Source organism: Nocardiopsis sp. Huas11, from assembly GCF_003634495.1.
In the GTDB taxonomy this organism is placed as follows: domain Bacteria; phylum Actinomycetota; class Actinomycetes; order Streptosporangiales; family Streptosporangiaceae; genus Nocardiopsis.
Genome location: NZ_RBKY01000001.1, coordinates 6,055,148 through 6,079,459, shown reverse-complemented (window position 1 = coordinate 6,079,459; position 24,312 = coordinate 6,055,148). Strand labels below are relative to the sequence as shown.

Sequence of the window (24,312 nt, the reverse complement as noted above, 5' to 3'; positions counted from 1 at the left end):
CCACTTTGGGAGGTTTACCGGGGTTCCCTCGTGGAAAAACCGGCAAAGCCAGCCCTCATCGGACCCAACGTCCGAGAGGGACCGTGCCACCTGCCCAGGGCGGCACACCGCGCGACCAACGACGTAGCGCGACCGCGTCTGGTCTAGACCTGCGATTCGCATCGCGGCTGGACCAGCATGTATAAGAGAACCTGCCCGAACGAGGGCGACCAAGCCGACACCGGCGCCACGAGGACGTGGACGCAACGCAGGTGACGGCCAGGCGCCCACCACCGGGCCACCGCCCTCACAGGCGGCACAACTCGATCACGCAGCAGGGCCAATGTCGTCCCGGATGCGCTTTTCACGAAGCCGACGAAAGACGACAGGAGGGTAGATGCCTGCTGCTCAGGTGCGGCGTTCGTCCGTCCGAACGAACGCGGAAACCACTTCCCAGGGCCTGTACGACCCCGCCTTTGAGCACGACGCCTGCGGTGTGGGCTTCGTAGCCGACCTCACTGGACGTCGCAGCCACGACATCGTCGAGAAGGCGCTCACGGTCCTTCGCAACCTCGACCACCGCGGAGCCTCCGGAGCCGACCCCGACGACGGCGACGGCGCGGGCATCCTCACGCAGATCCCGCACGAGCTCTACACCGAGGTCTGCGACTTCCCGCTCCCCGAATCCGGCGCCTACGCCACCGGGATCGCCTTCCTGCCCGCCGACGCCGCCGAGCGCGCCGCCGCCGTCGAGGCCATCAACGCCATCGCCGCCGACGAGGGCCTGACCGTCCTCGGCTGGCGCGACCTGCCCTTCGAGCCCCAGTACAGCGGCCCCGCCGCCCGCCAGGCCATGCCCTACTTCGGGCAGCTCTTCATCGCCGGCACCGAGGGCACGGCCACCGAAGGCCTCACCGGCATCGCCCTGGAGCGCTACGCCTACTGCGTCCGCAAGCGCGCCGAGCACGAGACCGACGTCTACTTCCCGAGCCTGTCCCCGCGCACCATCGCCTACAAGGGCATGCTCACCACCCCGCAGCTGGAGCCGTTCTTCCCCGACCTGTCCGACCGGCGCTACGCCTCCGGCCTGGCCCTGGTCCACTCCCGCTTCTCCACCAACACGTTCCCGTCCTGGCCCCTGGCCCACCCGTTCCGCTACGTCGCGCACAACGGTGAGATCAACACGGTCAAGGGCAACCGGAACATGATGCGGGCCCGCGAGGCCAAGCTCGCCACCGACCACATCCCCGGCGACCTCGACCGGATCTTCCCGATCGTCGACCCCGACGACTCCGACACCGCCTCCTTCGACGACGCCCTGGAACTGCTGCACCTGGGCGGCCGCTCGCTCCCGCACGCGGTGCTCATGATGATCCCCGAGCCGTGGGAGAACCACACGGAGATGGACCCGGCCGTCCGGGCCTTCTACGAGTTCCACTCCACCCTCATGGAGCCCTGGGACGGACCCGCCTCGGTGTCCTTCACCGACGGCTCCGTCGTCGGCGCCGTCCTGGACCGCAACGGCCTGCGCCCCGGCCGCTACTGGGTCACCGAGGACGGCCTCGTCGTCCTGGCCAGCGAAGCCGGCGTTCTGGACATCGAGCCCTCCGCCATCGTGCGCAAGGGACGGCTCCAGCCCGGCCGCATCTTCGTCGTCGACACCGCCCAGGGGCGGATCATCGAAGACGAGGAGATCAAGGCCGAACTCGCCGCCGAGCACCCCTACCAGGAGTGGATCGACGCCGGCCTCGTCCGCCTCGGCGACCTGCCCGAGGCCGAACCCGCCCCGGTCACCGAACTCAACCTCGCCCAGCAGGTGTTCGGCTACACCGAGGAGGAACTGCGGATCCTCCTCACCCCGATGGCCCGCACCGGCGCCGAACCCATCGGATCCATGGGCACCGACACACCCGTCGCCGCCCTGTCCGACCGTTCCCGCCAGCTCTTCGACTACTTCTCGCAGAACTTCGCGCAGGTCACCAACCCGCCGCTGGACGCCATCCGCGAGGAGATGGTCACCAGCCTGTCCACCCTGCTCGGCGCGGAGGGCAACCTCCTCATGGCCGAGGCCGGCGACACCCGGCGCCTCGTCCTGCCCACCCCGGTCGTGGACCAGGCCGAACTCGCCTCCATCGTCGCCGCCGGCCGCACCAACCCGGCCCTGAAGACCTTCACCGTCGACGGCACCTACCCCGTCGACGGCGGCGGCGACGCGCTCTCGGCCCGCCTGGACCAGATCAACGAGGAGGTCACCGCGGCCATCGCCGACGGCGCCCACATCCTCGTATTGTCCGACCGCGCCGCCGACTCCGAGCGCGCGCCCATCCCGTCGCTGCTGCTCACCGGGTCCGTCCACCACCACCTCGTCCGCGAGAAGACCCGCACCGAGGTCGGCCTGCTCGTCGAGGCCGCCGACGTACGCGAATGCCACCACGTGGCGCTCCTCATCGGCTACGGCGCCTCCGCGGTCAACCCGTACCTGGCCCTGGCCACCGTCCGGGACCTGGTCGAACGCGGCACCATCGGCGGCATCGACGCCGACACCGCCGTCCGCAACACCGTCAAGGCCTACGGCAAGAGCGTCCTGAAGATCATGTCGAAGATCGGCGTGTCCACGGTCAGCTCCTACACCGGAGCCCAGATCTTCGAAGCCCTCGGACTGGGCCAGGAGGTCATCGACCGCTGCTTCACCGGCACCACCTCCCGCCTGGGAGGCGTCGGCTTCGACGTCCTCGCCGAAGAGGTCGCCATCCGCCACCGCCGCGCCCACACCGCCAACCCCAACGCGCACCGGCGCCTGGAGGTCGGCGGCGAGTACCAGTGGCGCCGCGAGGGCGAACCGCACCTGTTCAGCCCCGAGACCGTCTTCAAGCTCCAGCACTCCACCCGCACCCGCGCCTACGAGATCTTCAAGGAGTACACCTCCCAGGTCGACGACCAGGCCGAGAAACTCATGACCCTGCGCGGGCTCTTCCGGCTCAAGGAGGGCGTGCGCGAACCGATCTCCGTCGACGAGGTCGAACCCGTCTCCGAGATCGTCAAGCGCTTCTCCACCGGCGCCATGTCCTACGGCTCCATCTCCGCCGAGGCACACGAGACCCTCGCCATCGCGATGAACCGCCTCGGCGGCAAGTCCAACACCGGCGAGGGCGGCGAGGACCCCGCCCGCTTCACCCCCGACGCCAACGGGGACCTGCGGCGCAGCGCCATCAAGCAGGTCGCCTCCGGCCGCTTCGGCGTCACCTCGCACTACCTCACCAACGCCGACGACATCCAGATCAAGATGGCCCAGGGCGCCAAGCCCGGCGAGGGCGGCCAGCTGCCCGGCCACAAGGTCTACCCGTGGGTCGCCCGGACCCGCCACTCCACCCCCGGCGTCGGGCTCATCTCCCCGCCGCCGCACCACGACATCTACTCCATCGAAGACCTCGCCCAGCTCATCCACGACCTCAAGAACGCCAACCCGTCCGCGCGGATCCACGTCAAGCTGGTCTCCGAAGCGGGCGTGGGCACCGTCGCCACCGGCGTGTCCAAGGCCCACGCCGACGTCGTCCTCATCTCCGGCCACGACGGCGGCACCGGCGCCTCGCCGCTGAACTCGCTCAAGCACGCGGGCACCCCCTGGGAACTCGGCCTCGCCGAGACCCAGCAGACCCTGCTGCTCAACGGACTGCGCGACCGCATCGTCGTCCAGACCGACGGCCAGATGAAGACCGGCCGCGACGTCGTCATCGCCGCCCTGCTGGGCGCCGAGGAGTTCGGTTTCGCCACCGCGCCCCTCGTCGTCTCCGGCTGCGTCATGATGCGCGTGTGCCACCTGGACACCTGCCCGGTCGGCGTCGCCACCCAGAACCCCGCCCTGCGCGAGCGGTTCTCCGGCAAGGCCGAGTACGTCGTGAACTTCTTCGAGTTCATCGCCCAGGAGGTCCGCGAGTACCTCGCCCAGCTCGGTTTCCGCAGCATCGACGAGGCCATCGGCGCCGTCGACCTGCTCGACACCACCGACGCCGTCCAGCACTGGAAGGCCCAGGGCCTGGACCTGAGCCCCATCCTGCACGAGGTCGAGCCCTGGGGCGGCGACCACCGCTCCCACACGCGGGCACAGGACCACGGCCTGGAGAAGGCCCTGGACAACACCCTCATCCAGCTCAGCGAGGGCGCCCTGGACTTCGGCCAGCCCGTCCGGCTCGAACTGCCCGTCCGCAACGTGAACCGCACCGTCGGCACCATGCTCGGACACGAGGTCACCAAGCGCTACGGCGCCGAGGGCCTGCCCGACGACACCATCGACGTGAGCTTCACCGGCTCCGCCGGACAGTCCTTCGGAGCCTTCGTCCCCAAGGGCGTCACCCTCCGGCTGACCGGCGACGCCAACGACTACGTCGGCAAGGGCCTGTCCGGCGGACGACTGGTCGTACGGCCCCACGCCGACTCACGACTGGTCGCCGAGGACCACATCATCGCCGGCAACGTCATCGGCTACGGCGCCACCTCCGGAGAGATCCACCTCCGCGGCATCGTCGGCGAACGCTTCTGCGTCCGTAACTCCGGAGCGCTCGCCGTCGTCGAGGGCATCGGCGACCACGGCTGCGAGTACATGACCGGCGGCCGCGCCGTCATCCTCGGACGCACCGGACGCAACTTCGCGGCCGGCATGTCCGGCGGCGTCGCCTACGTCCTGGACCTGGACGGCCGCCGCGTCAACGGCGAGATGGTCGAGATCGAGCCCCTCACCGACGAGGACCGCACGTTCCTGACCGACGTCCTGACCCGCCACCACGCCGAGACCGGCTCCACCGTCGCCGAACGCCTCCTGGCCGAGGGCGAGACCGGACTCGACCGGATCAGCCGGGTCATGCCCCGCGACTACAAGCGGGTCCTGCTCGCCCAGGCCGAGGCCGAGCGCGAGGGCCGGGACGTCAACGAGGCCGTCATGGCCTCCGCGCAGTCCTGAGCGTCAGCGAACACGAGAGGAGGAAGAACACATGGCTGACCCCAAGGGTTTCCTGAAGATCACGGAGCGCGAGCTCCCCGCACACCGCCCCGTCGACGTGCGCATCCAGGACTGGCGCGAGGTCCACGAGGACTTCGACCGAGGAACCGTCACCAAGCAGGCCTCACGCTGCATGGACTGCGGCATCCCCTTCTGCCACAACGGATGCCCGCTCGGCAACCTCATCCCCGAGTGGAACAACCTCGTCTACACCCACGACTGGGCCGAGGCGATCGAACGCCTGCACGCGACCAACAACTTCCCGGAGTTCACCGGACGGCTCTGCCCCGCCCCGTGCGAGTCCGCGTGTGTGCTCGGCATCAACCAGCCCGCCGTCACCATCAAGAACGTCGAGGTCTCCATCATCGACCGCGCGTGGGAGGAAGGCTGGGTCAAGCCCTTGCCGCCCACCACCCGCACCGGCAAGACCGTCGCCGTCGTCGGCTCCGGCCCCGCCGGACTCGCCGCCGCCCAACAGCTCACCCGAGCCGGGCACGACGTCACCGTCTACGAGCGCGCCGACCGCATCGGCGGCCTGCTCCGCTACGGCATCCCCGAGTTCAAGATGGAGAAGCGGCACATCGACCGCCGCCTCGCCCAGATGAGCGCCGAGGGCACCACCTTCCGCACCGGCGTCGACGTGGGCGTCGACATCACCGTCGAGCGGCTGCGCGCCGACCACGACGCCGTCGTCCTCACCGGCGGAGCCACCGCCTGGCGCGACCTGCCCGCCACCGGCCGCGAACTCACCGGCATCTACCAGGCCATGGAGTACCTGCCCCTGGCCAACAAGGTGCAGGAGGGCGACATCGAACGCGCCCCCATCCACGCCGAGGGCAAGCACGTCGTCGTCATCGGCGGCGGTGACACCGGAGCCGACTGCGTGGGCACCGCCCACCGCCAGGGCGCCGCGTCCGTCACCCAGCTCGAGATCATGCCCAAGCCCCCCAAGGAGCGCCCCGACCACCAGCCATGGCCCACCATGCCCATGCTGTACAAGGTCACCAGCGCGCACGAAGAGGGCGGCAAGCGGATCTACTCCGTCAACACCCTGGAGTTCCTCGGCGACGAGGACGGCAACGTCCGCGCCCTCAAGCTCGTCGAGGTCAAGCGCACCGACAAGGGCTTCGAACCCGTCGAGGGCACCGAACGCGAGATCCCGGCCGACCTCGTCACCCTCGCCATGGGCTTCGTCGGCCCCCAGAAGGAAGGCCTCATCGAGGAGCTCGGCGTCGACCTCGACGGCCGCGGCAACGTCCAGCGCGACGCGGACTACCACACCAGCGTCGACGGCGTCTTCTGCGCCGGCGACATGGGCCGCGGCCAGTCGCTGATCGTGTGGGCCATCGCCGAGGGCCGCTCCGCCGCCGCCGGCGTGGACCGCTACCTCACCGACGACACCACCCTGCCCGTGGCCATCCCGCCCACCGAGCGACCGCTCGTCTAGGCAGGACCGCAGGAGAAGCAGGACAGGCAGGAACGCTCACCGGGCGCGGGGGAGGAACCCCCGCGCCCGGCGGCGTCCCGCCACCCGCACACCCGATGTTGCCGACCCGTGACCCCGCCGCGACGGTCCCCCGACGTCCGACGGACATCATCGATACCAACGACGACGAGCCGCGAAACGGGGCGGCTCGCCCGCCACCACACCCTCCCCCCGCCCCTGGGCCCCGCCACCCCCGACCCCAGGACAGGCGCATGATCTACCGCATCATCGGCGACGCCGCCATGCTCGTCCACGCGGCCTTCATCCTCTACATGGCCATCGGCGGCTTCCTCGCCTGGCGATGGCCCCGCACCTTCTGGATCCACCTCGGCTGCGCCCTCTACGGACTCAGCATCAGCGTCGTCGGCTGGATCTGCCCCCTCACCTACGTCGAGAACTGGGGCCGCGAGAGAGCCGGCCAGGCCGGACTCCCCGACGAGGGCTTCATCGACCACTACCTCACCGGCGTCATCTACCCCGCCGACCACCTCGTCACCGTCCAGGCCGGCGTCGGCGTGGTCGTCGTCCTGTCCTGGATCGGCCTGGCCCTGCTCACCCTGCGCCGCCGCCGCGGCACCAGAGAGCACACCCCCGCCTGAGGCGCCCCCGGCCCGCGCCGGGCCGACCCCCACGGCCCGGCGCGCCCCGCCCCCGCACCACCCCGCCGACCACGCCTATCCTGGTCACATGGCCTACCGAGCCATCGGCGAGGCCGCGATGCTGCTCCACTTCGCCTTCCTCGTCTACGTCACGCTCGGCGGATTCCTCGCCTGGCGATGGCCCCGCGCCCTGTGGCCCCACGCCGCCCTCGCCCTCTACGCCCTCGGCATCACCCTCATCGGCTGGCAGTGCCCCCTCACCCACCTGGAGACCTGGGGCCGCGAGAGAGCCGGCCAGGCGGGCCTGCCCCACTCGGGCTTCATCGACCACTACCTCACCGGCGTCGTCTACCCCGCCGAGCACCTCCGCACCCTCCAGCTCGCCGTCGCCGCCACCGTCCTGACCTCCTGGGCCGCAGCCGCCCTCCACCACCGCCGACGCGCCCGCCACCCCACCCCCGGGTAAAGCCGAATATTGCCCCGAGGACTATTCACCCCGCGAGCACCCCCACGTACGGTCGAAGCATGACCGTCGTGACCTGGGACTCCTTCCGTGCCGCGGAACACTTCACCATGCGCAACGCGCGCCTCATCGACCGCCAGCGCTTCGCCCACCTGTTCCAGAACGGCCCCACCGCGCCCATCCGCTCGGCCCTGGCCGCCTACCGCAACCTCGACGGCGGCTACGGCAACGGACTCGACCCCGACCTGCGCGGCCACGCCAGCCAACCCGCCGCGACCGTCATCGCCCTGCACTACCTCGACGAACTCGGCCCCGTCCCCCCACACGTGGGCCACGGCATCTGCCGGTTCCTCACCTCCGCCTCCGACGCCGAGGGCGGGGTCCCGCCCGTCCTGCCCAGCGTCCGCCACAGCGAAGCCGCCCCCTGGTACCTGCACACCACCGACTTCGGCTCGCGACTCGACATCACCGCGCTCATCACCGGCTACCTGCACAAGAGCCACATCAGCCACCCCTGGCGCGACGCCGCCACCGCCTACTGCTGGAAGCACATCGACACCCTCGCCTGGACCAACCCCCAGGAAGCCGTCGGCGTGTGCACCTTCCTCCAGTACGTCGACGACCGCCAGCGCGCCATCCAGGCCATCAACCGGCTCTCCTCCATGATCCGCGCCGTCATCGACGTCCACCCGCGCACCACCGGCCGCGTCCACACACCGCTCGACCTGGCCACCAACCCCCAGCACATCGCCCGCCCCCTGTTCACCGACGACGAGATCCAACACAGCCTCGACGTCCTCGAACGGCAACAGCGCCCCGACGGGGGCTGGGACGCCCTCTGGGACTACTGGGACGCCACCGCCGGCACCGAACACGAAGGCATGCGCACCATCCAGCGCCTGCGCATCCTGCGCGCCTACGGACGCGTCGCCGGCTACCTGCCCCAGCCCCGCCGCGACACCTGACCGCGGCTCCCACACCCGGCAGGGGAGAGGGACGCGGGCACGGGGGAGCGCGGGGCGCCTACCCCAGCGCCAGGAACCGCACCCCCGCCGACTCGAGCGCCGCCACGGACGCCCCACCGGCCTCATCGCCCGCGCGCCCCGTCACCGCGCGCACCGCCGCCTCGGCGGCCGCACCACCGGCCCACACCCCCGGGAACACCCGCTCCACCGCGTCCCGGTCCGCGCCCTCGAACACCAGGCGCACCACCAGACCCAACGCCGGCGCCGACGTCCAGGGCCGCCGCCCCAACGCGTCCGCCAGATCCCACCCGTGCACCACCAGCTCCACCACACGCGTCACCAGGAAGTCCCACAGCAGCATGGGATCCCCATGGCGTGTGAACACCCGGCGGCCACCCTCCTCGGCCGTCAGACGAGCGCCCAGCGCCTCCCAGTGGGTACGCAGCACCCGCCCCGGCTCCGCCGCGTCCGCCCTGCGCGCCGCCACCTCCACCGCCGAGCGCACCCGGTCCCCGTTCACCTCCGGCGAGAACCGCACGTCCGGCGCGTAGTACCCCGCCGCCGACACCAGCACCACCCCCGCGCCCTCCGGCGCCGGACCCTCCAACGCGTCCCCCACCCGCGTCAGCGCCCCCACCGTGTGCACCGCCAACGCCGCCACGTCCCACGGCTCACACCGCGTCGGCACCACCGCCTCCGCCTCCGACAGACGCGACAGCACCCCCTCCAGGGCACCCGCCTCCGCCGTCAACGCGGCCAGGACCTCATCGCGTTCAAACACCACAAACCACCCATATCCGGAACACACGCCAACGACATCGACAACAGGTCCGCCCCACGCCACGCCAGCCGAAACCCCTACGACACAGGCCCTCGTTCGCCCCACCGCAGCCAGAGGTACGTCCAAACGCAACCTGGTTTAGACCACTCCATCCCCCACACGCTCTAAAGTGATAGACGTGACACGTCGAGCAAAAATCGTCGCGACCCTCGGTCCCGCCACGTCGAGCCCGGAAGTACTCCGCAAACTCGTCGCCGCAGGACTGGACGTCGCCCGAGTCAACCTCAGCCACGGAACCCACGACGACCACCGCATCGGCCTCGCGAACCTGCGAGCCGCCGCAGAGGCCGCCCAACGCCCCGTCGGAGTCCTCGCCGACCTCCAAGGACCCAAGATCCGGGTCGGCACCTTCCCCGACGGACCCGTCGAACTCGTCAACGGCAACGAATTCACCATCACCACCGAGGACGTCCCCGGCGACGCCACCCGCGTCTCCACCACCTACAAGGGACTCCCCGTCGACGTCCGCCCCGGCGACCGCGTCCTCATCGACGACGGCCGCATCGCGCTGGAATGCATCAAGACCACCAGCACGGACGTCCAGACCCGCGTCATCGTCGGCGGCACCATCTCCAACCACAAGGGACTGAACCTCCCCGGCGTCGCCGTCAGCGTCCCCGCACTCACCGAAAAGGACGAGAAGGACCTGCGCTGGGCCCTCCACCAGGGCGTCGACATGGTCGCCCTGTCCTTCGTGCGCAGCCCCGCCGACGCCGAAGAGTGCCACCGCATCATGGACGAGGAGGGCATCACCGTCCCCCTCATCGCCAAGATCGAGAAGCCCCAGGCCGTCGAGCGCCTCCAGGACATCATCGAGGTCTTCGACGGCGTCATGGTCGCCCGCGGCGACCTCGGCGTCGAACTGCCGCTCGAGAACGTCCCCATGGTGCAAAAGCGCGCCGTCGAACGCTGCCGCGACAAGGCCAAACCCGTCATCGTCGCCACGCAGATGCTCGAATCGATGATCGGATCACCCCGGCCCACCCGCGCCGAGGCCTCCGACGTCGCCAACGCCGTCCTCGACGGCGCCGACGCCGTCATGCTCTCCGGCGAGACCAGCGTCGGCAAGTACCCCATCGAGACCGTCGAGACCATGGCGCGCATCGTCAGCGCCGCCGAGCAGGAATCCCTGCGCGCCTCGCACATCCTCAACCGGGTACCCGAGACCACGGGCGGCGCCATCGCCCGGGCCGCCGCCGAGATCGGCGCCACCGTCGGCGCCAAGGCCCTCGTCGCCTTCACCATGTCCGGCGAGACCGCCCGCCGCCTCGCGCGCTACCGGTCCCCGATCCCGCTCATGGCCTTCACCACGGAGAACCACACGGTCGGGCAGCTGTCCCTGACCTGGGGCGTGGAGACGCAGAAGGTCCCCTGGGTCGACAACACCGACGACATGGTCCGCCAGGTCGAGAGCGAACTCCTCGCACTCGGCGACTACCACAAGGGCGACAAGATCGTCATCGTGGCCGGCAGCCCGCCCGGAACCACCGGTTCCACCAACGCGCTGCGCGTCCACCGCCTCGGCGACGCCGTCGCCCTGGGCAACCAGTAACACCGACGGGGCCCACGAGCCCCGCGCCTGACGAGCCGCATCAGGTCCTGTCCGGTCAGGGACGGCGTATGAGCCGCGCCGCCCGCCGGGACAGGACCAGGTGCGGCCGAGCCGTTTCCGGGCCCGGTCGCCTCAGGGCCGTGTCCCACGGGTGCGCACGAGGGGCGCAGAGGAGAAGCGGCCAGGGCCTCGCGCGGCAGAGCGGGCCTGCGCGGAACATGTCCTAGTGCTCCTGCTGCGAGGGCGCACCGCTCTCGGTGATCACGCGCTCCAGCGGCATGTCCCACGGCAACAGGTTCCACGGACTCTGCGGATCCTCGGTCAACAGGCCCAGGGCCGTCCACACACCGTCCGCGTCGCCCTGGTCGGCCCCCTCGCCCCGCTCGGGCCACAACAGGTACCCCGCGTGGAACGCCGTCGACAGCTGCTGCCACGACGAGTACCGGCGCTGCAGGTCCGAGGCCACCCGGCGCAACAGGGTCTGCGTCTCCACCGGACTCAGCCAGTCCAGCGTCGCCCCGCCCGACACCAGCCGGATGACGTGCACCGACTTCCACCACTGGAAGGCGCCGATGATGACCGTCTCGTCGGCCTCGGTCACCCCGGTGACCACGCGCAACCGCGCCACCTGCTCGTCGGAGAGGCGGACCCGCTCACCGGTGGCCGTGCCGCCCTGGTCCTGTGGCAGCCGCGACCAGGCCGAGCCCGCGTTCAGGTCCACCACCAGGTCCAGCGAGGGACCGGTGTGCAGCTCCTCCAGCAGCGAGTTCACCGCCGCGAGCAGCGACTCCCGGTCGGTGACGGCCCACTGGCGCTCCAACAGGCGGCGGTAGCGCCGCCGCAGGGTGGGCCGGGCCACCACGTCCCAGGGCTCGGCGAGCGCCACCCGGAACGGCGCGGCCACCGCGGCCGCCCACCGCTCGGTGCTCAGGGGGGCGTCGGGATCCTTGGTCCGCACGGCGGGGGACTCACGGGACCCGATCACCAGCTCGGCGAAGGATCCGGCCACGAGCAGGGCGACGGGGATGAACGACCAGCCGGGCAGGTCGATCGCCACGAGCACGACGATGAGCAGCGCCAACGGTGAAAGCAGCCACGGCTGACGCCGTCGCGAGCCCCAGGCCACCACGACCCAGGAACCGATCACCAGTGCGCCGATCACGCCGGCCACCGCGGTCAGCACCCGCTGCTCCTCTCGTGGGGGATTCGCCGTCTACACACCCAGGATCGGTGACACCGGGGCGGCGGAGCGACCGAACCCACGGGTTGTACTCAGGTTGTGGCCGTGATGTGACCGGTTTCGCGGTGCCGGGAGCGCGCAAAGTGACAAAAGGCCCATTTGGTGTCGAACTGGCCGGGTAGTTACGCACGTTCCGGCCCGTACCCCGGCGGCACGGGCGATGCGTGGGGGAGTGTCAGTACTTCGGCCCCACGAAGGAGTCCATCCGCGCCACCGCGTCCCTGCGGGAGACCGACACGACCGTCTGGTCGCTCGATCCGGACGTGCGTTTGACGTGGCTTCGCCAGGCGACGCCGAGGCCGTCCAGTGTCGAAGTCAGGAGTCCGGCGATGTCCTGGGACGCGTTGGTGAACTGGTACCGGGGATACTCGTATGTCCGTTCCCCGCCGCCAGGGAGCTTCCTGCGGATTCGGTTGACCAGACGGCACCCGTCGGAGTGGACCAGGCCACGAATGAAGGCCTCGGGCCGCTCGTCGACGATCTCCTGTTGCCAGGGCTCCAACACGATGAGCCGATCGTGCTTCTTGCCTGGGCCGTGCTGAGGGAACAGGCAGGGCCAGTGCTTCCAGTCGTTGTGGATCTCGGTGCACCCGGTGCACTGGACCCGGCCGATCCGACGATCGGGGCGAAGCGCGCTCATGGCGGAGGCGCACTCTTCGATCAGGCCCGGCCAACTGTCGGAGCAGAACACCCGCAGTCGCCAGACCCCCTTGTCGCCCCTGGCTGTCGGAGAGATGGATCCATCGCCCAGGTAGAGCCCGAGGAGGTAGCCGTAGGGCTCGGACCGCGTGGGAGGCCGGGGTATCGGTTCGCACCGAGGGCAGGCGTCGTCCCGGTACTTCTCTACGAGGGAGCGGTTCGTCCGCCAGTCACGCAGGGTGGATCGGTCTATGCCGAGGCGTCGACTGACCTCGCTGTAGGAGATGCCGGAGTCCAGGAGTGAGACCGCCGACCGTCGGATGTGCGTTGAGTACATAGGGTCAACGCTTGCTCACACCTAGGACATTCTCCGGCTTTGGGTGGGCTGCGGGCCTCTGGACCGCAAAAAAGCCACCCTTGGAGGGTGGCTCCTGGTGCCCCGAGTGGGATTCGAACCCACACTGTATCGCTTTTGAGACGATCTTCTCTACCGTTGGAATATCGGGGCAAGATTCGTAAATCGGACATCCGAGGTTGTGCGGCGATGTCATCAGGTCGGCGACGCTCCGTCAACAGTGGCATCACGATTGACGTGCTTTGCCGGTCCCGACGTCCTGCATCCTAGCGGATCTCTGTAACCTCGTGTACGTGACGAGGACGCAGAGCCGTGTGGTGATCGCGGAAGACGAGGCCCTGATTCGCCTGGACCTCAAGGAGATGCTGGAAGAGGACGGTTACGCCGTCGTCGGCGAGGCCGGGGACGGGGAGACCGCTATCCGGCTTGCCCAGGAGCTCAAACCGGACCTGGTGATCACCGACATCAAGATGCCGGTGCTCGACGGCCTGTCGGCCGCCGAGCGGATCGCCGGGGAGCGTATCGCCCCGGTCGTGATCCTCACCGCCTTCTCCCAGCGCGAGCTCGTGGAGCGGGCGCGGGAGGCCGGGGCCATGGCCTACCTGGTCAAGCCGTTCAACAAGTCGGACCTGGTGCCGGCGATCGAAATGGCCACTTCCCGCTACGCCGAGCTCTCGGCGCTGGAGTCGGAGGTCAGCAGTCTCACGGAGCGTCTGGAGACCCGCAAGCTGGTCGAACAGGCCAAGGGTCTGCTGCAGAGCCGCCACGGGATGAGTGAGCCCGAGGCGTTCAGGTGGATCCAGAAGAACTCCATGGACCGGCGCCTGACCATGCGCAAGGTGGCGGAGACCGTGGTCGAGACCCTCGGTGGCGGGCAGGACTGAGGCCGAGGGGCACGAAGGAACCTGGGGTCGCATCCGAGGGATGCGACCCCCTTCCTCATGTCCAGGATCGGCTTCCTCATGTCCAGGCTCGGGTAGAGGAAACGTGCAGACTGCTACCCGGTGAGGTCGAAAACGCGACATCTGTCCAGCGTCAACGGGCCTCCGGTCCCGTTTTGGTCTCGTTTCCGAACAATGGGGTGACGGTTGGGTCACGTGGCTTAAGGGATGCTGAATGACCTGCCTAAACCGGGCTAAACTCACCGCACCGACCAGTAAGGACAACGGTGTCGAATGCGCGCATACGGCACCGCGGACCTCAGATGCGCAAGGAGCGCGCGTGCGCACACGCCTCGCGACCGTGCTGCTGGCCCTGATCACGGCAATCCTCGTGATCCCGGGGCCCGCGGCGACGGCAGACGAACAGGGCGGTGAGTCGCTGTACGGTCAGATCCTCGATCCACGGGATCGTGATCAGGGTGTCGAAGACATCGTGATCACCATCTACTCGGGCGAGGACGAGATCGCGGCGACCGAGACCGACTCTGATGGAAATTGGGAAGCGGAGCTGCCCGAACCGGGTGACTACCGTGTCGTGGTGGACCAGGAGTCCATCCCCAACGAGTTCGCGCTACGGGAGAGCGCCATCGTCGTCGACGGTGAGTCCGAGGTGGAGGTCGCCGCGGGCGACCAGCGCCCGCTCATCCTGGCGTTGGAGGAAGCCGGAGCGAGCGAGGGCACCGACAGCACGGCCACTCCCGCTGACGAGACCGAAGAGGCACAGGACGGGGCCGACGCCCCGGCCGACGACGAGTCGATCGCGGCGCCCGCGACCTCCGGGTCGTTCGGCGAACGCTTCGCTCAGCTCACCGCGAGCGGTCTGCTCTACGGCCTGGTCATCGCCATCTCCGCGATCGGGCTGTCGCTGATCTTCGGTACGACGAAGATGATCAACTTCGCCCACGGTGACATGGTCACCTTCGGCGCGATGATCGCCCTGCTGTTCAGCACGGGCGCGGCGGGCCTGGGCAACTCCCTCCTGGCGATCTTCCTGGGGCTGGCGGGTGCCGTGTTCCTGGGCGTCTTCCTCGACGGCAAGATCTCGCGGACGCCGCTGGCGATCGGCCAGTGGGCGGCGGTCATGCTCGGTATCGCGCTGGCCACTCTGTTGGGCGTGCTCGGCGACGCCGTGGCGTGGCAGATTCCGCTGTGGGCCGCGGCCGTGATCGCGGTGGCGATGGGCGCGATCCTGGGCGCCGGCATGGAGCAGTACGTGTGGCGTCCCCTGAGGCACCGCAACGTGGCCCTGATCCAGATGTTCATCGTGTCGATCGGTGTCGCGCTGGTGCTGCGGCACCTGATCCTGGTGGTGTTCGGCGCGGGCCGCAGCCAGTACGCCGGTTTCCAGATCCAGGAGAGGATCAGTCTGGGTCCGATCTCGATGCCCCCGCGCGACCTGGTGATCATGGGCGTGGCGGTCGTGGTGCTGGTGGCGGTGGCCTGCCTGTTGCAGTTCACCCGGATCGGCAAGGCGATGCGCGCGGTGTCGGACAACCGGGACCTGGCGGAGTCGTCGGGTATCAACGTGGACCGGGTGACCCTGTACGTGTGGGGTCTGGGCGGCGGTCTGGCGTCGCTGGGCGGTGTGCTCTACGGGTTGAACCAGATCGTGGAGTACGAGATGGGTTTCCGTCTGCTGCTGCTGATGTTCGCCGCGGTGATTCTGGGCGGTCTCGGTACGGCTTACGGTGCGATGGTCGGCGGTCTGGCGGTGGGTCTGGTCGCGATGCTGTCGACCCTGTGGTTCCCGACGCAGATGATGCAGGCGTGGGCGTTGGCACTCATGATCCTGATGCTGCTGGTCAGGCCCCAGGGCCTGCTCGGTCGGCGCGAGCGGGTCGGCTAGGGGAGGCAGACGATGGATTTGGTTTCTATCCTCGCGGAGTCGACACGGTCGGCCTTCGGTCCGATCGCGGCGATCTACGCGTTGGCCGCGATCGGTTTGAACCTGCACTTCGGGTACACGGGTCTGCTGAACTTCGGTCAGGTGGGCTTCATGCTGGTGGGCGCCTATGGCGTCGGTATCAGTGTGGAGTTGTTCGATCTGCCGCTGCTGGCGGGTTTCGGTGTGGGGTTGGCGTGCGCGTTCGTGCTCGCGCTGCTCCTGGGTATTCCGACGCTGCGTTTGCGGGCGGACTATCTGGCGATCACGACGATCGCGGCGGCGGAGGTGATCCGCCTGGTGTATCGGGCGGGGTTCGCCGAGCCGCTGACCGGTGGCGTGTACGGGTTGCAGAACCTGTCGGACGGTTTCCGCGAGATCAACCCGTTCGACGCGGGTGAGCGCTATGGCTGGGGTGTTCTGGCCTACAACGGCAACCACATGTGGGTGCTCGTGGTGACCTGGAGCATGGTGGCCGTGATGAGCGGTCTGGTGTGGATGTTGATGCACAGTCCGTGGGGCCGTGTCATCAAGGGCATCCGTGAGGACGAGGAGGCTGTGCGCAGCCTGGGCAAGAACGTCTTCGCGTACAAGATGCAGATCCTGGTGCTGGGCGGTCTGGTGGGTGCGTTGGCCGGCTGCATGCTGGCGGTGTACCAGGCGTCGATCCAGCCGGACCAGTTCAAGCCGCAGGTGACGTTCTTCCTGTGGGTGATCCTGCTGCTGGGCGGTGCGGGCCGGGTGTTCGGTCCGGTGCTGGGCGCGATGGTGTTCTGGTTCCTGATGAACCTGACCGACGGTGTGCTGCGGGGTCTGGGTTCGATGGGTCTGCTGCCGTTCCTGAGCGGCCCGGACTACGGTGCGATCCGGCTGGCCCTGGTGGGGCTGTTGCTGGTGGTCTTGATCGTCTTCCGGCCGCAGGGTCTGATCGGCGACCGCAAGGAGATGTTGATCAATGTCAAGTGACGAGATGGGCTCCTCCGCGGGCGTCGGTGCGGACCGGATGGCGGGCGCCGTGCCGGAGCCGGGTTCGGTGAAGTCGGATCCGATCCTGGTGGCGGACCGTGTGCGTCGTTCGTTCGGTGGTCTGACGGCCGTGGACGTGCGTCGGTTGGAGGTGCAGCGGGGGACGATCACGGCGTTGATCGGTCCGAACGGTGCCGGTAAGTCGACGCTGTTCAACCTGCTGACCGGGTTCGACCGGGTGGATCAGGGCGACTGGACGTTCCAGGGCGCGAAGATCAACGGCAAGCCGGGGCACAAGGTGGCGCGGTCCGGGATGGTGCGGACGTTCCAGTTGACCAAGGCGCTGACGCGTATGACGGTCCTGGACAACATGTTGCTGGGTGCGCAGGGCCAGTTCGGTGAGCGGATGGCCGGGGCGTTCCTGCGCAACGTGTGGGGCCGGCAGGAGCGGGCGAACACGGCGCGGGCGCTGGAGCTGTTGGAGCGCTTCAAGCTGATCGACAAGCGCGAGGACATGGCGGGTTCGCTCTCGGGTGGTCAGCGCAAGCTGTTGGAGATGGCGCGTGCGCTGATGACGGATCCGGCGATGATCATGCTGGATGAGCCGATGGCGGGCGTGAACCCGGCGCTGGTGCAGTCGTTGCTGGGTCACATCACGTCGTTGCGCGACGAGGGCAAGACGGTGCTCTTCGTGGAGCACGACATGGACGTGATCATGGGGATCAGCGACTGGATCGTGGTGTTGGCGCAGGGTCAGGTGATCGCGGAGGGTGCTCCGTCGGACATCCGGTCCAACCAGCAGGTGATCGACGCCTATCTGGGTGCCCAGGACGTGGACGTGGACGAGGCCCGGGGGAGTGCCGATGAGTGAGAACGGCGAGCGGCGTCCGGACGTGGACGAGGTCCCGGCCGGGGCCGGTGATGCGGCGGTCGTGCAGGAGCACCGTGAAGAGGTGCTGGAGCAGGCCGCGGCGGAGACGGTGGTGGGTGGTCCGGAGGACTACCTGTTGCTGGCCAAGGACATGGTCGCGGGTTACGTGCCGGGGGTGAACATCCTCAACGGGTGCACGTTGACGCTGACCAAGGGCGAGGTCGTGGCGATCATCGGCCCGAACGGCGCGGGCAAGTCGACGTTGATCAAGACGATCTTCGGTCTGATCCCGGTGCGTGAGGGCGAGTTGACGCTGCGGGGGTCCTCGATCGCGGGTCTGGCGGCGCACAGTCTGGTGGAGCGGGGCGTGGGGTACGTGCCGCAGACGCAGAACGTGTTCCCGACGTTGACGATCGAGGAGAACCTCCAGATGGGGGCCTTCCTGCGGCCGAAGATGTTCGCTGAGCGGTTCGCGGTGGTGGCGGGGTTGTTCCCGTTGCTGGGTGAGCGTCGTAAGGCGAAGGCGGGGTCGTTGTCGGGCGGTGAGCGCCAGATGGTGGCGATGGGTCGTGCGTTGATGATGGATCCGTCGGTGCTGTTGTTGGACGAGCCGACGGCGGGGTTGTCGCCGATCTACCAGGAGGAGGTCTTCCAGCGGGTCAAGGAGGTCAACTCCACGGGTGTGTCGGTGGTGATGGTGGAGCAGAACGCTCGCCGGTGCCTGCAGATCTGTGACCGCGGGTATGTGTTGGACCAGGGTCGTAACGCGTACACGGGGTCGGGTCGGGATCTGTTGAACGACCCGAACGTGATCGAGTTGTACTTGGGCACGCTCGCGAAGGGCTGAGTGTGTGTCGGTGTGGGGCGGGGCCTTCGGGTCCCGCCCTTCGTCGTGGGCGGGAAAGGGGCGGCCGGGGTGTCGGTGGCGGTGGAGTCGTGGGGTGCGGAGTTGTACGGGGATCCGTGTGAGGGGTGTGGTTTCGAGTGGTCGGTGGGTCCGTGGGAGGCGGTGCGGGTCGTTGAGGGGTTGCCTGCGCGGTTCGCTCAGTTGTTGGAGGGGTGTTCGGGGCGGGAGCGGTGCGCGGGGCTGGAGTGGGGGCCGGCGGGCTATGTCGCTCATGTGGGGGACAACCTGCGGATCTGGGCCGAGCGGTTGGCGGGGGCGTGGGCATCGGGGGAGGTGGAGGTGGGCGGCTATGACCCGGACTTGTTGGCGCGGGCGCGTGGTTATGAGGGGTTGGCCCTGGCCGGGGCGCTGTGGTCGTTGGAGCGGGCGGTGGCGGACTGGCGGGTATCGGTGACGTCGGCGCTGCGGACGGGTGTGGTGTTGCGTCATGGGGCTCGCGGGGTGCAGCGGGCGGAGGATGTGGCGCGGAACAACGCCCATGACGGCCATCATCATGTGTGGGATGTGGGGCGGGTGGTGGGTCGTGCGGTTCCGCCTGGTCTGCCGGACGGTGTTCGGCGCGGTGGTCCTGTGGGCCGCTGAGGCGCGGCACGCGAAGAGCGCCCCGGGACGGTGGTCCCGGGGCGCTCTCTCGTGTCCGGTCGTGGCGTGTGCCGCCCGGCTCGGGGTGTCGCTAGTCGTTCAGCGAGTGCTCCTCGTAGGCGAGGATCTCGTGGCCGTCGTCTCCGAAGGCGAAGATCTCGAAGGTGGCCGCGGTCGGGTCGCCGTTGTCATCGAAGTCGATGTTGCCGCTGACGCCCTGGTAGTTGATCTCCTCGCCGTCGGCGAGCAGCTCGCTGCACTCGGCGAAGGTGCCGCACTCGGTGCCCTCGGGACGGGTGACGTTGGGCAGTTCGGCCACGTACTCGGCCGGGTCGACGCTGCCGGCGGCCTCGGCGGCCAGCGCGATGCTGGTCACGCAGTCGAAGACCTGCGGCGCGAACTGGGTGACCTCGAGGTCCGGGTTGAACTCGGACAGGCCCTCGGAGAACTCGGGGTTGTCGGCGGACGGGGCGACGCCGGTGACGCCGTTGATGGCGTCGGGGTCGCTCTCGTTGACGGTTTCGCCGAGCTCGGGGTCGTTGAGGCCGTCGGTGATGAAGAGCTGGTCGCCCTCCACGCCGCCTTCCAGCATCTGCGCGATGACCTGCGCGCCCTCTTCGAAGGCGATGAGCGCGACGGCGTCGGGCTCCTCGTCGGTCACTCCGCTGACGACGGAGTCGAAGGTGGTGGCCTCGGGGTCGTAGGTCTCGTTGGCCACGACCGAGGCGCCCAGGGACTCGAGTTCGGTCTGCAGGTTCTCGGCGTAGCCGCCGCCGTAGTCGTCGCCGCGGGCGACGAGGCCGACGCTCTGGTGCCCGGCCTCGACGATCTTGCGGGCCATGACGACGGCGGAGAGGCTGTCGCTGGGCGCCGTGCGGAAGTAGTAGCCGTTGTCGTCGATGTCGCTCAGGGCGGCCGAGGTGTTGGACCCGGAGCACTGGACGATGTTGGCGCCGGTGATGGTGTCGTAGGTCGCCTGGGTCATGCCGGAGGCGGCGGCGCCGATGACGGCGTTGACCTCGTCGGCGACCAGGTTGTTGGCGGCCTCGTTGGCCTGGGCGTTGTCGCCGGCCTCGTCGCCTTCCACGATGGTGGGCACCTCGGTGCCCAGGATGCCGCCGGCGTTGTTGATCTCGTCGATCGCGTACTCGGCGGCGGTGATCTGGGGCGGGCCGAGGAAGGCGAGGGTACCGCTCTGCGGGTAGAGGATGCCGAAGGTGAACTCCTCACCGCCTCCCTCGCTGCCGCCGCCTTCATCTCCGCCGCCGCTGCCACACGCCGTGAGTCCGAGTACCAGGGCCGCGGTGGCGGCAGTGAGGCCTAGGACCTTCTTGCTTGCCATGATGGTGGTCACTCCGTTCAACCGGCGACGCACGTGGTGCCGTCGCGCAGGGGCCATGGTCTTATGCGTCCTGATGCCCGAGTTGTGTGGCATGACTTAATCAGGAGCGTTAGCGGAGCTTAATCACGGATCGTGCGAGCTCGGAAGCGTTGTCGGGTCGTTGGTGCCGACTCGCCGTCATGCTGTTATGGCTCTGTAGTCATCTGGAGGATGAGGGGCGTTCTCCCTGGACGGATGGGAACGGGGTGCACACGTCACAGTGCGAAGTGTCGCGAAGTGCGGGCACGGCGAAGCCCGGCCGTCCACGTGCGTCGGGGGGCGGGGTGCGGTGCCGGCCGGGTGCGCGGGCGGGTGGTCGCGGGTCAGCTCTGGGGCAGTTCGCGCAGCATGCAGGTGAGCCGTGAGGTGCACACCTTGCGGCCCTGGTCGTCGCTGATGGTGATGTCCCATGTGGACAGGGTGCGGCCCTGGTGGACGGGGACGGCGACTCCGGTGACGTGGCCCTCGGTGGCGGAGCGGTGGTGGGTGGCGTTGATCTCGATGCCCACGGCGACGCGCTCGAACTGCTGGGCGTGCAGGGTGGCGCCGACCGAGCCCAGGGACTCGGCCAGGACGCAGGAGGCGCCTCCGTGCAGGAGCCCGAAGGGCTGGGTGTTGCCCTCCACGGGCATGCGTCCCACGACGCGTTCGGCGGAGGCCTCGGAGATCTCGATCCCCATCCGCTGTCCGAGTCCCCCGGCGAGGGCTCCCGTGTCCAGGAGCGAGCGCATCTCGGATTCTGTGGTCATGGGGGCCCTTCCTGTGGGTGGTGTGCCCGGATACGGCGGTCTCGCCGTCCGCGGCACGCGCGGTGTTCTCGTGCGGATGTCCGCGGAGTGTCTGCTTCGCATCCTAGGATTCGGTGTGTGGTGACCAAGCGAGAGACCCCCGATCAGACATCCCAGGCCAGTGCCGAGGGCACGGCCGCGCCCTCCCCCGGTGGTGGGGGGCGGCGCCCCCGCCTGCTGCTGCTGGACGGCCACTCGATGGCCTTCCGCGCGTTCTTCGCGCTGCCGGTGGACAAGTTCGGCACGAGCACCGGGCAGGCGACGAACGCCGTCTACGGTTTCGCGTCGATGCTGGTGAAGCTGCTGCGCGACGAGGAGCCCACGCACGTGGCGGTGGCGTGGGACCTGTCGGGGCCCACGTTCCGGCACGAGGAGTACGCGGAGTACAAGGACGGGCGCTCGGACACCCCGCAGGAGTTCCCCTCCCAGGTGCCGCTCACCCAGGACCTGATGCGGTTGGTGGGTGTGGCCAACCTGTCGGCTCCGGGGTTCGAGGCCGACGACGTCATCGCGACGCTGGCGCACCTGGGCGGGGAGGCCGGCATGGAGGTGCTGATCGCCTCCGGCGACCGGGACGCCTTCCAGCTGGTGACGGAGGCGTGCACGGTCCTGTACCCGGGCAAGAGCCTGTCGGACCTGCGGCGGATGACGCCGGAGGCGGTGCGGGAGAAGTACGGGGTGAGCCCGCGGCGCTACCGGGACCTGGCGGCGCTGGTGGGGGAGAAGGCCGACAACCTGCCGGGCGTGCCGGGGGTGGGGCCCAAGACGGCGGCCAAGTGGATCGACAAGTACGGGTCGCTGGAAGAGCTGATCGCGCACGCCGACGAGCTCAAGGGCAAGGCGGGGCAGAGCCTGCGCGACCACCTGGACGACGTGCTGCGCAACCAGCGGCTGAACCGGCTGGCCACCGACGTCGAGCTGGGGGTGACCGCCGAGGACCTGGTCATCGGCGAGGCCGACCGGGCGGGGATCGACGCCCTGTTCGACAACCTGGAGTTCGCCTCCAACCTGCGTGAGCGCCTGTACGCGGTGCTGCGCACGGGTGAGGAGGAGGCCGACGAGGGCGAGGCGGGGGCCGAGGAGGGCTTCGAGGTCGATCTCACGGTGGCCGGCACGGGCGAGCTGGCGGCGTGGCTGGAGCGGCACGCCTCGGCCGAGGGTGTGACGGAGGCGGCGCCGGCCGGTCTGGCGATCGAGGGCGTGTGGGGCCAGGGGACCGGCCGTGTGGACGGGCTCGCGATCTGTGTGCCCGGCGGCGCGGCGGTGTACGTGGATCCCGCGGCCGTGGACGCGGCCGACACCGAGGCCCTGGCGGCGTTCCTGGGCGACGCGGAGCGGCCCAAGTCGGTGCACGAGTACAAGGGCGCCCTGCTGGCCCTGGGCGAGCACGGGTGGGCGCTGCGGGGGGTGGTCAGTGACACCGCTCTGGCCGCGTACCTGGTCCAGCCCGGGCAGCGCCGGTTCGATCTGGTGGACCTGGCGCGCAAGTACCTGGGGCGTGAGATCCAGGAGGGCGGCGACGGCGCCCAGATGGCGCTGGACCTGGGTTCGGAGTCGGAGCCGTCGGGGCGCGCGCACGAGCTGGCGGTGCGCGCGGCGGCCACCCGCGACCTGGCGGGGGTGCTCTCGGCGGAGCTGGACAAGCGGGGCGGGACGCACCTGCTGCGCGGTGTGGAGCTGCCGCTGGTGGACGTGCTGGCGCGGATGGAGCGCGTGGGCATCGCGGCCGACCGCGCCTACCTGGAGGAGCTGCAGGGCGAGTTCGCCGCGGAGGCGCGCCGGGCGGTGGAGGAGGCGCACCGGGTGGTGGGCCGCGAGTTCAACCTGGGCTCGCCCAAGCAGCTTCAGCAGGTGCTCTTCGAGGAGCTGGAGCTGCCCAAGACCAAGAAGATCAAGACCGGGTACACCACGGACGCGGACGCGCTGGCGTGGTTGGAGCAGGAGACCGGTCACGAGCTGCCCAAGCAGTTGTTGCGGCACCGCGACCAGACGAAGCTGCGCACGACCGTGGAGGGCCTGCTCAAGACGGTCGGCGACGACGGCCGGATCCACACGACGTTCAACCAGACGGTGGCGGCGACGGGGCGGCTGAGCTCCACCGACCCCAACCTGCAGAACATCCCGGTGCGCACCGACGTGGGCCGGCGGATCCGTCGGGCGTTCGTGGTCGGTGCGGGCTTCGAGGAGCTGCTGACGGCCGACTACAGCCAGATCGAGCTGCGGATCATGGCGCACCTGTCGCAGGAGCCGGCGCTGATCGAGGCGTTCAACAGCGGGTACGACTTCCACGCGCAGATGGCGGCGCGGGTGTTCGGCGTCGCGGTGGAGGACGTGGACGGCGAGGCGCGTTCGAAGATCAAGGCCATGAGCTACGGGCTGGCGTACGGGTTGAGCGCCTACGGGCTCTCGCAGCAGCTGGGGATCGCGCCCGACGAGGCCAAGAAGCTAATGGAGGACTACTTCGCCGAGTTCGGCGGGGTGCGCGACTATCTGCGTTCGGTGGTCGACGAGGCGCGCAAGGTGGGTTACACCGAGACGATCCTGGGGCGGCGCCGCTATCTGCCGGATCTGACCAGTGACAACCGCCAGCGCCGGGAGATGGCGGAGCGCATGGCGCTCAACGCGCCGATCCAGGGGTCGGCGGCCGACATCATCAAGGTGGCGATGCTGCAGGTGGACGCGGCGCTGACCGAGGGCGGGTACGTGTCGCGGGTCCTGTTGCAGGTGCACGACGAGCTCGTGGTGGAGGTCGCCCCCGGTGAGCGCGAGGCGGTCGAAAACCTCGTGGCGCACGAGATGGGCTCGGCCTATGATCTGCGTGTCCCGATGGGTGTGTCGGTCGGTCGGGGCCAGAACTGGCACGACGCCGCGCACTGAGCGGG

The 24,312-nt window shown here is 69.4% G+C and carries 17 protein-coding genes and 1 tRNA gene; 12 read left to right on the top strand and 6 right to left on the bottom strand.

Going from position 1 to position 24,312, the window contains the following annotated elements:
- Positions 1-376: 376 nt before the first annotated feature.
- The 5 genes from gltB to DFP74_RS27360 all read left to right on the top strand — a co-directional run bounded on the left by gltB (position 377) and on the right by DFP74_RS27360 (position 8,485).
- Positions 377-4,933, top strand: coding sequence for a glutamate synthase large subunit (gene gltB / locus DFP74_RS27380; protein ID WP_121186069.1), 4,557 nt, complete (start codon positions 377-379; stop codon positions 4,931-4,933).
- A gap of 31 nt (positions 4,934-4,964) precedes the next feature.
- Positions 4,965-6,419: a glutamate synthase subunit beta gene (locus DFP74_RS27375; protein ID WP_121186067.1), complete on the top strand. Its 1,455-nt coding sequence runs from the start codon at positions 4,965-4,967 to the stop codon at positions 6,417-6,419.
- Positions 6,420-6,670: 251 nt separating this feature from the next.
- Positions 6,671-7,057 (top strand): DUF2784 domain-containing protein, encoded by a 387-nt coding sequence (locus DFP74_RS27370; RefSeq protein WP_121186065.1) that lies wholly within the window; start codon positions 6,671-6,673, stop codon positions 7,055-7,057.
- 88 nt (positions 7,058-7,145) lie between these two features.
- Positions 7,146-7,523: a DUF2784 domain-containing protein gene (locus DFP74_RS27365; protein ID WP_121186063.1), complete on the top strand. Its 378-nt coding sequence runs from the start codon at positions 7,146-7,148 to the stop codon at positions 7,521-7,523.
- A 68-nt stretch (positions 7,524-7,591) separates the two neighbouring features.
- Positions 7,592-8,485 (top strand): prenyltransferase, encoded by an 894-nt coding sequence (locus DFP74_RS27360; RefSeq protein ID WP_121188564.1) that lies wholly within the window; start codon positions 7,592-7,594, stop codon positions 8,483-8,485.
- A 58-nt stretch (positions 8,486-8,543) separates the two neighbouring features.
- On the opposite strand, the gene DFP74_RS27355 is transcribed toward DFP74_RS27360, so the two are convergent.
- A complete protein-coding gene (locus tag DFP74_RS27355) occupies positions 8,544-9,266 on the bottom strand; it encodes a maleylpyruvate isomerase N-terminal domain-containing protein (RefSeq protein ID WP_121188563.1) in 723 nt (240 codons plus the stop codon).
- Positions 9,267-9,444: 178 nt separating this feature from the next.
- Here DFP74_RS27355 and pyk point away from each other — a divergent pair, with 178 nt between their 5' ends.
- Positions 9,445-10,878 carry a pyruvate kinase gene (gene pyk, locus DFP74_RS27350; RefSeq protein WP_121186061.1) on the top strand — a complete coding sequence of 478 codons (1,434 nt, stop codon included), beginning with the start codon at positions 9,445-9,447 and terminating at the stop codon, positions 10,876-10,878.
- A gap of 223 nt (positions 10,879-11,101) precedes the next feature.
- Here pyk and DFP74_RS27345 read toward each other — a convergent pair whose 3' ends face one another.
- From DFP74_RS27345 to DFP74_RS27335, 3 genes are all read right to left on the bottom strand, one after another.
- Positions 11,102-12,061 carry a DUF1266 domain-containing protein gene (locus DFP74_RS27345; RefSeq protein ID WP_121186059.1) on the bottom strand — a complete coding sequence of 320 codons (960 nt, stop codon included), beginning with the start codon at positions 12,059-12,061 and terminating at the stop codon, positions 11,102-11,104.
- 232 nt (positions 12,062-12,293) lie between these two features.
- Positions 12,294-13,094, bottom strand: coding sequence for a transposase (locus DFP74_RS27340; protein ID WP_121186057.1), 801 nt, complete (start codon positions 13,092-13,094; stop codon positions 12,294-12,296).
- Positions 13,095-13,189: 95 nt separating this feature from the next.
- Positions 13,190-13,265: transfer RNA gene (locus DFP74_RS27335), tRNA-Leu, on the bottom strand.
- 161 nt (positions 13,266-13,426) lie between these two features.
- On the opposite strand from DFP74_RS27335, the gene DFP74_RS27330 reads away from it, so the two are divergent.
- From DFP74_RS27330 to DFP74_RS27310, 5 genes are all read left to right on the top strand, one after another.
- Positions 13,427-13,996 (top strand): ANTAR domain-containing response regulator, encoded by a 570-nt coding sequence (locus DFP74_RS27330; RefSeq protein WP_121186055.1) that lies wholly within the window; start codon positions 13,427-13,429, stop codon positions 13,994-13,996.
- Positions 13,997-14,333: 337 nt separating this feature from the next.
- The gene (locus DFP74_RS27325) at positions 14,334-15,899 is read left to right on the top strand and encodes a branched-chain amino acid ABC transporter permease (RefSeq protein ID WP_121186053.1); all 1,566 of its coding nucleotides are present in this window, start codon (positions 14,334-14,336) and stop codon (positions 15,897-15,899) included.
- 12 nt (positions 15,900-15,911) lie between these two features.
- A complete protein-coding gene (locus DFP74_RS27320) occupies positions 15,912-16,901 on the top strand; it encodes a branched-chain amino acid ABC transporter permease (protein ID WP_121186051.1) in 990 nt (329 codons plus the stop codon).
- Positions 16,891-17,772: an ABC transporter ATP-binding protein gene (locus tag DFP74_RS27315; RefSeq protein WP_121186049.1), complete on the top strand. Its 882-nt coding sequence runs from the start codon at positions 16,891-16,893 to the stop codon at positions 17,770-17,772. Before DFP74_RS27320 ends, DFP74_RS27315 begins: the two co-directional genes overlap by 11 nt.
- Complete coding sequence (locus DFP74_RS27310; protein WP_121188562.1) at positions 17,765-18,619, top strand: ABC transporter ATP-binding protein; 855 nt, start codon at positions 17,765-17,767, stop codon at positions 18,617-18,619. Before DFP74_RS27315 ends, DFP74_RS27310 begins: the two co-directional genes overlap by 8 nt.
- Before the next feature lie 733 nt (positions 18,620-19,352).
- On the opposite strand, the gene DFP74_RS27300 is transcribed toward DFP74_RS27310, so the two are convergent.
- Positions 19,353-20,603, bottom strand: a complete 1,251-nt coding sequence (locus DFP74_RS27300) for an ABC transporter substrate-binding protein (RefSeq protein WP_121188561.1) — start codon at positions 20,601-20,603, stop codon at positions 19,353-19,355.
- Positions 20,604-20,965: 362 nt separating this feature from the next.
- Entirely contained in the window at positions 20,966-21,391 is a 426-nt protein-coding gene (locus DFP74_RS27295; protein ID WP_121186045.1) for a hotdog fold thioesterase, read from the bottom strand.
- 117 nt (positions 21,392-21,508) lie between these two features.
- Between DFP74_RS27295 and polA the strand changes: the two genes are divergently transcribed.
- Positions 21,509-24,307, top strand: a complete 2,799-nt coding sequence (gene polA / locus DFP74_RS27290) for a DNA polymerase I (RefSeq protein ID WP_121186043.1) — start codon at positions 21,509-21,511, stop codon at positions 24,305-24,307.
- Positions 24,308-24,312: the final 5 nt, after the last annotated feature.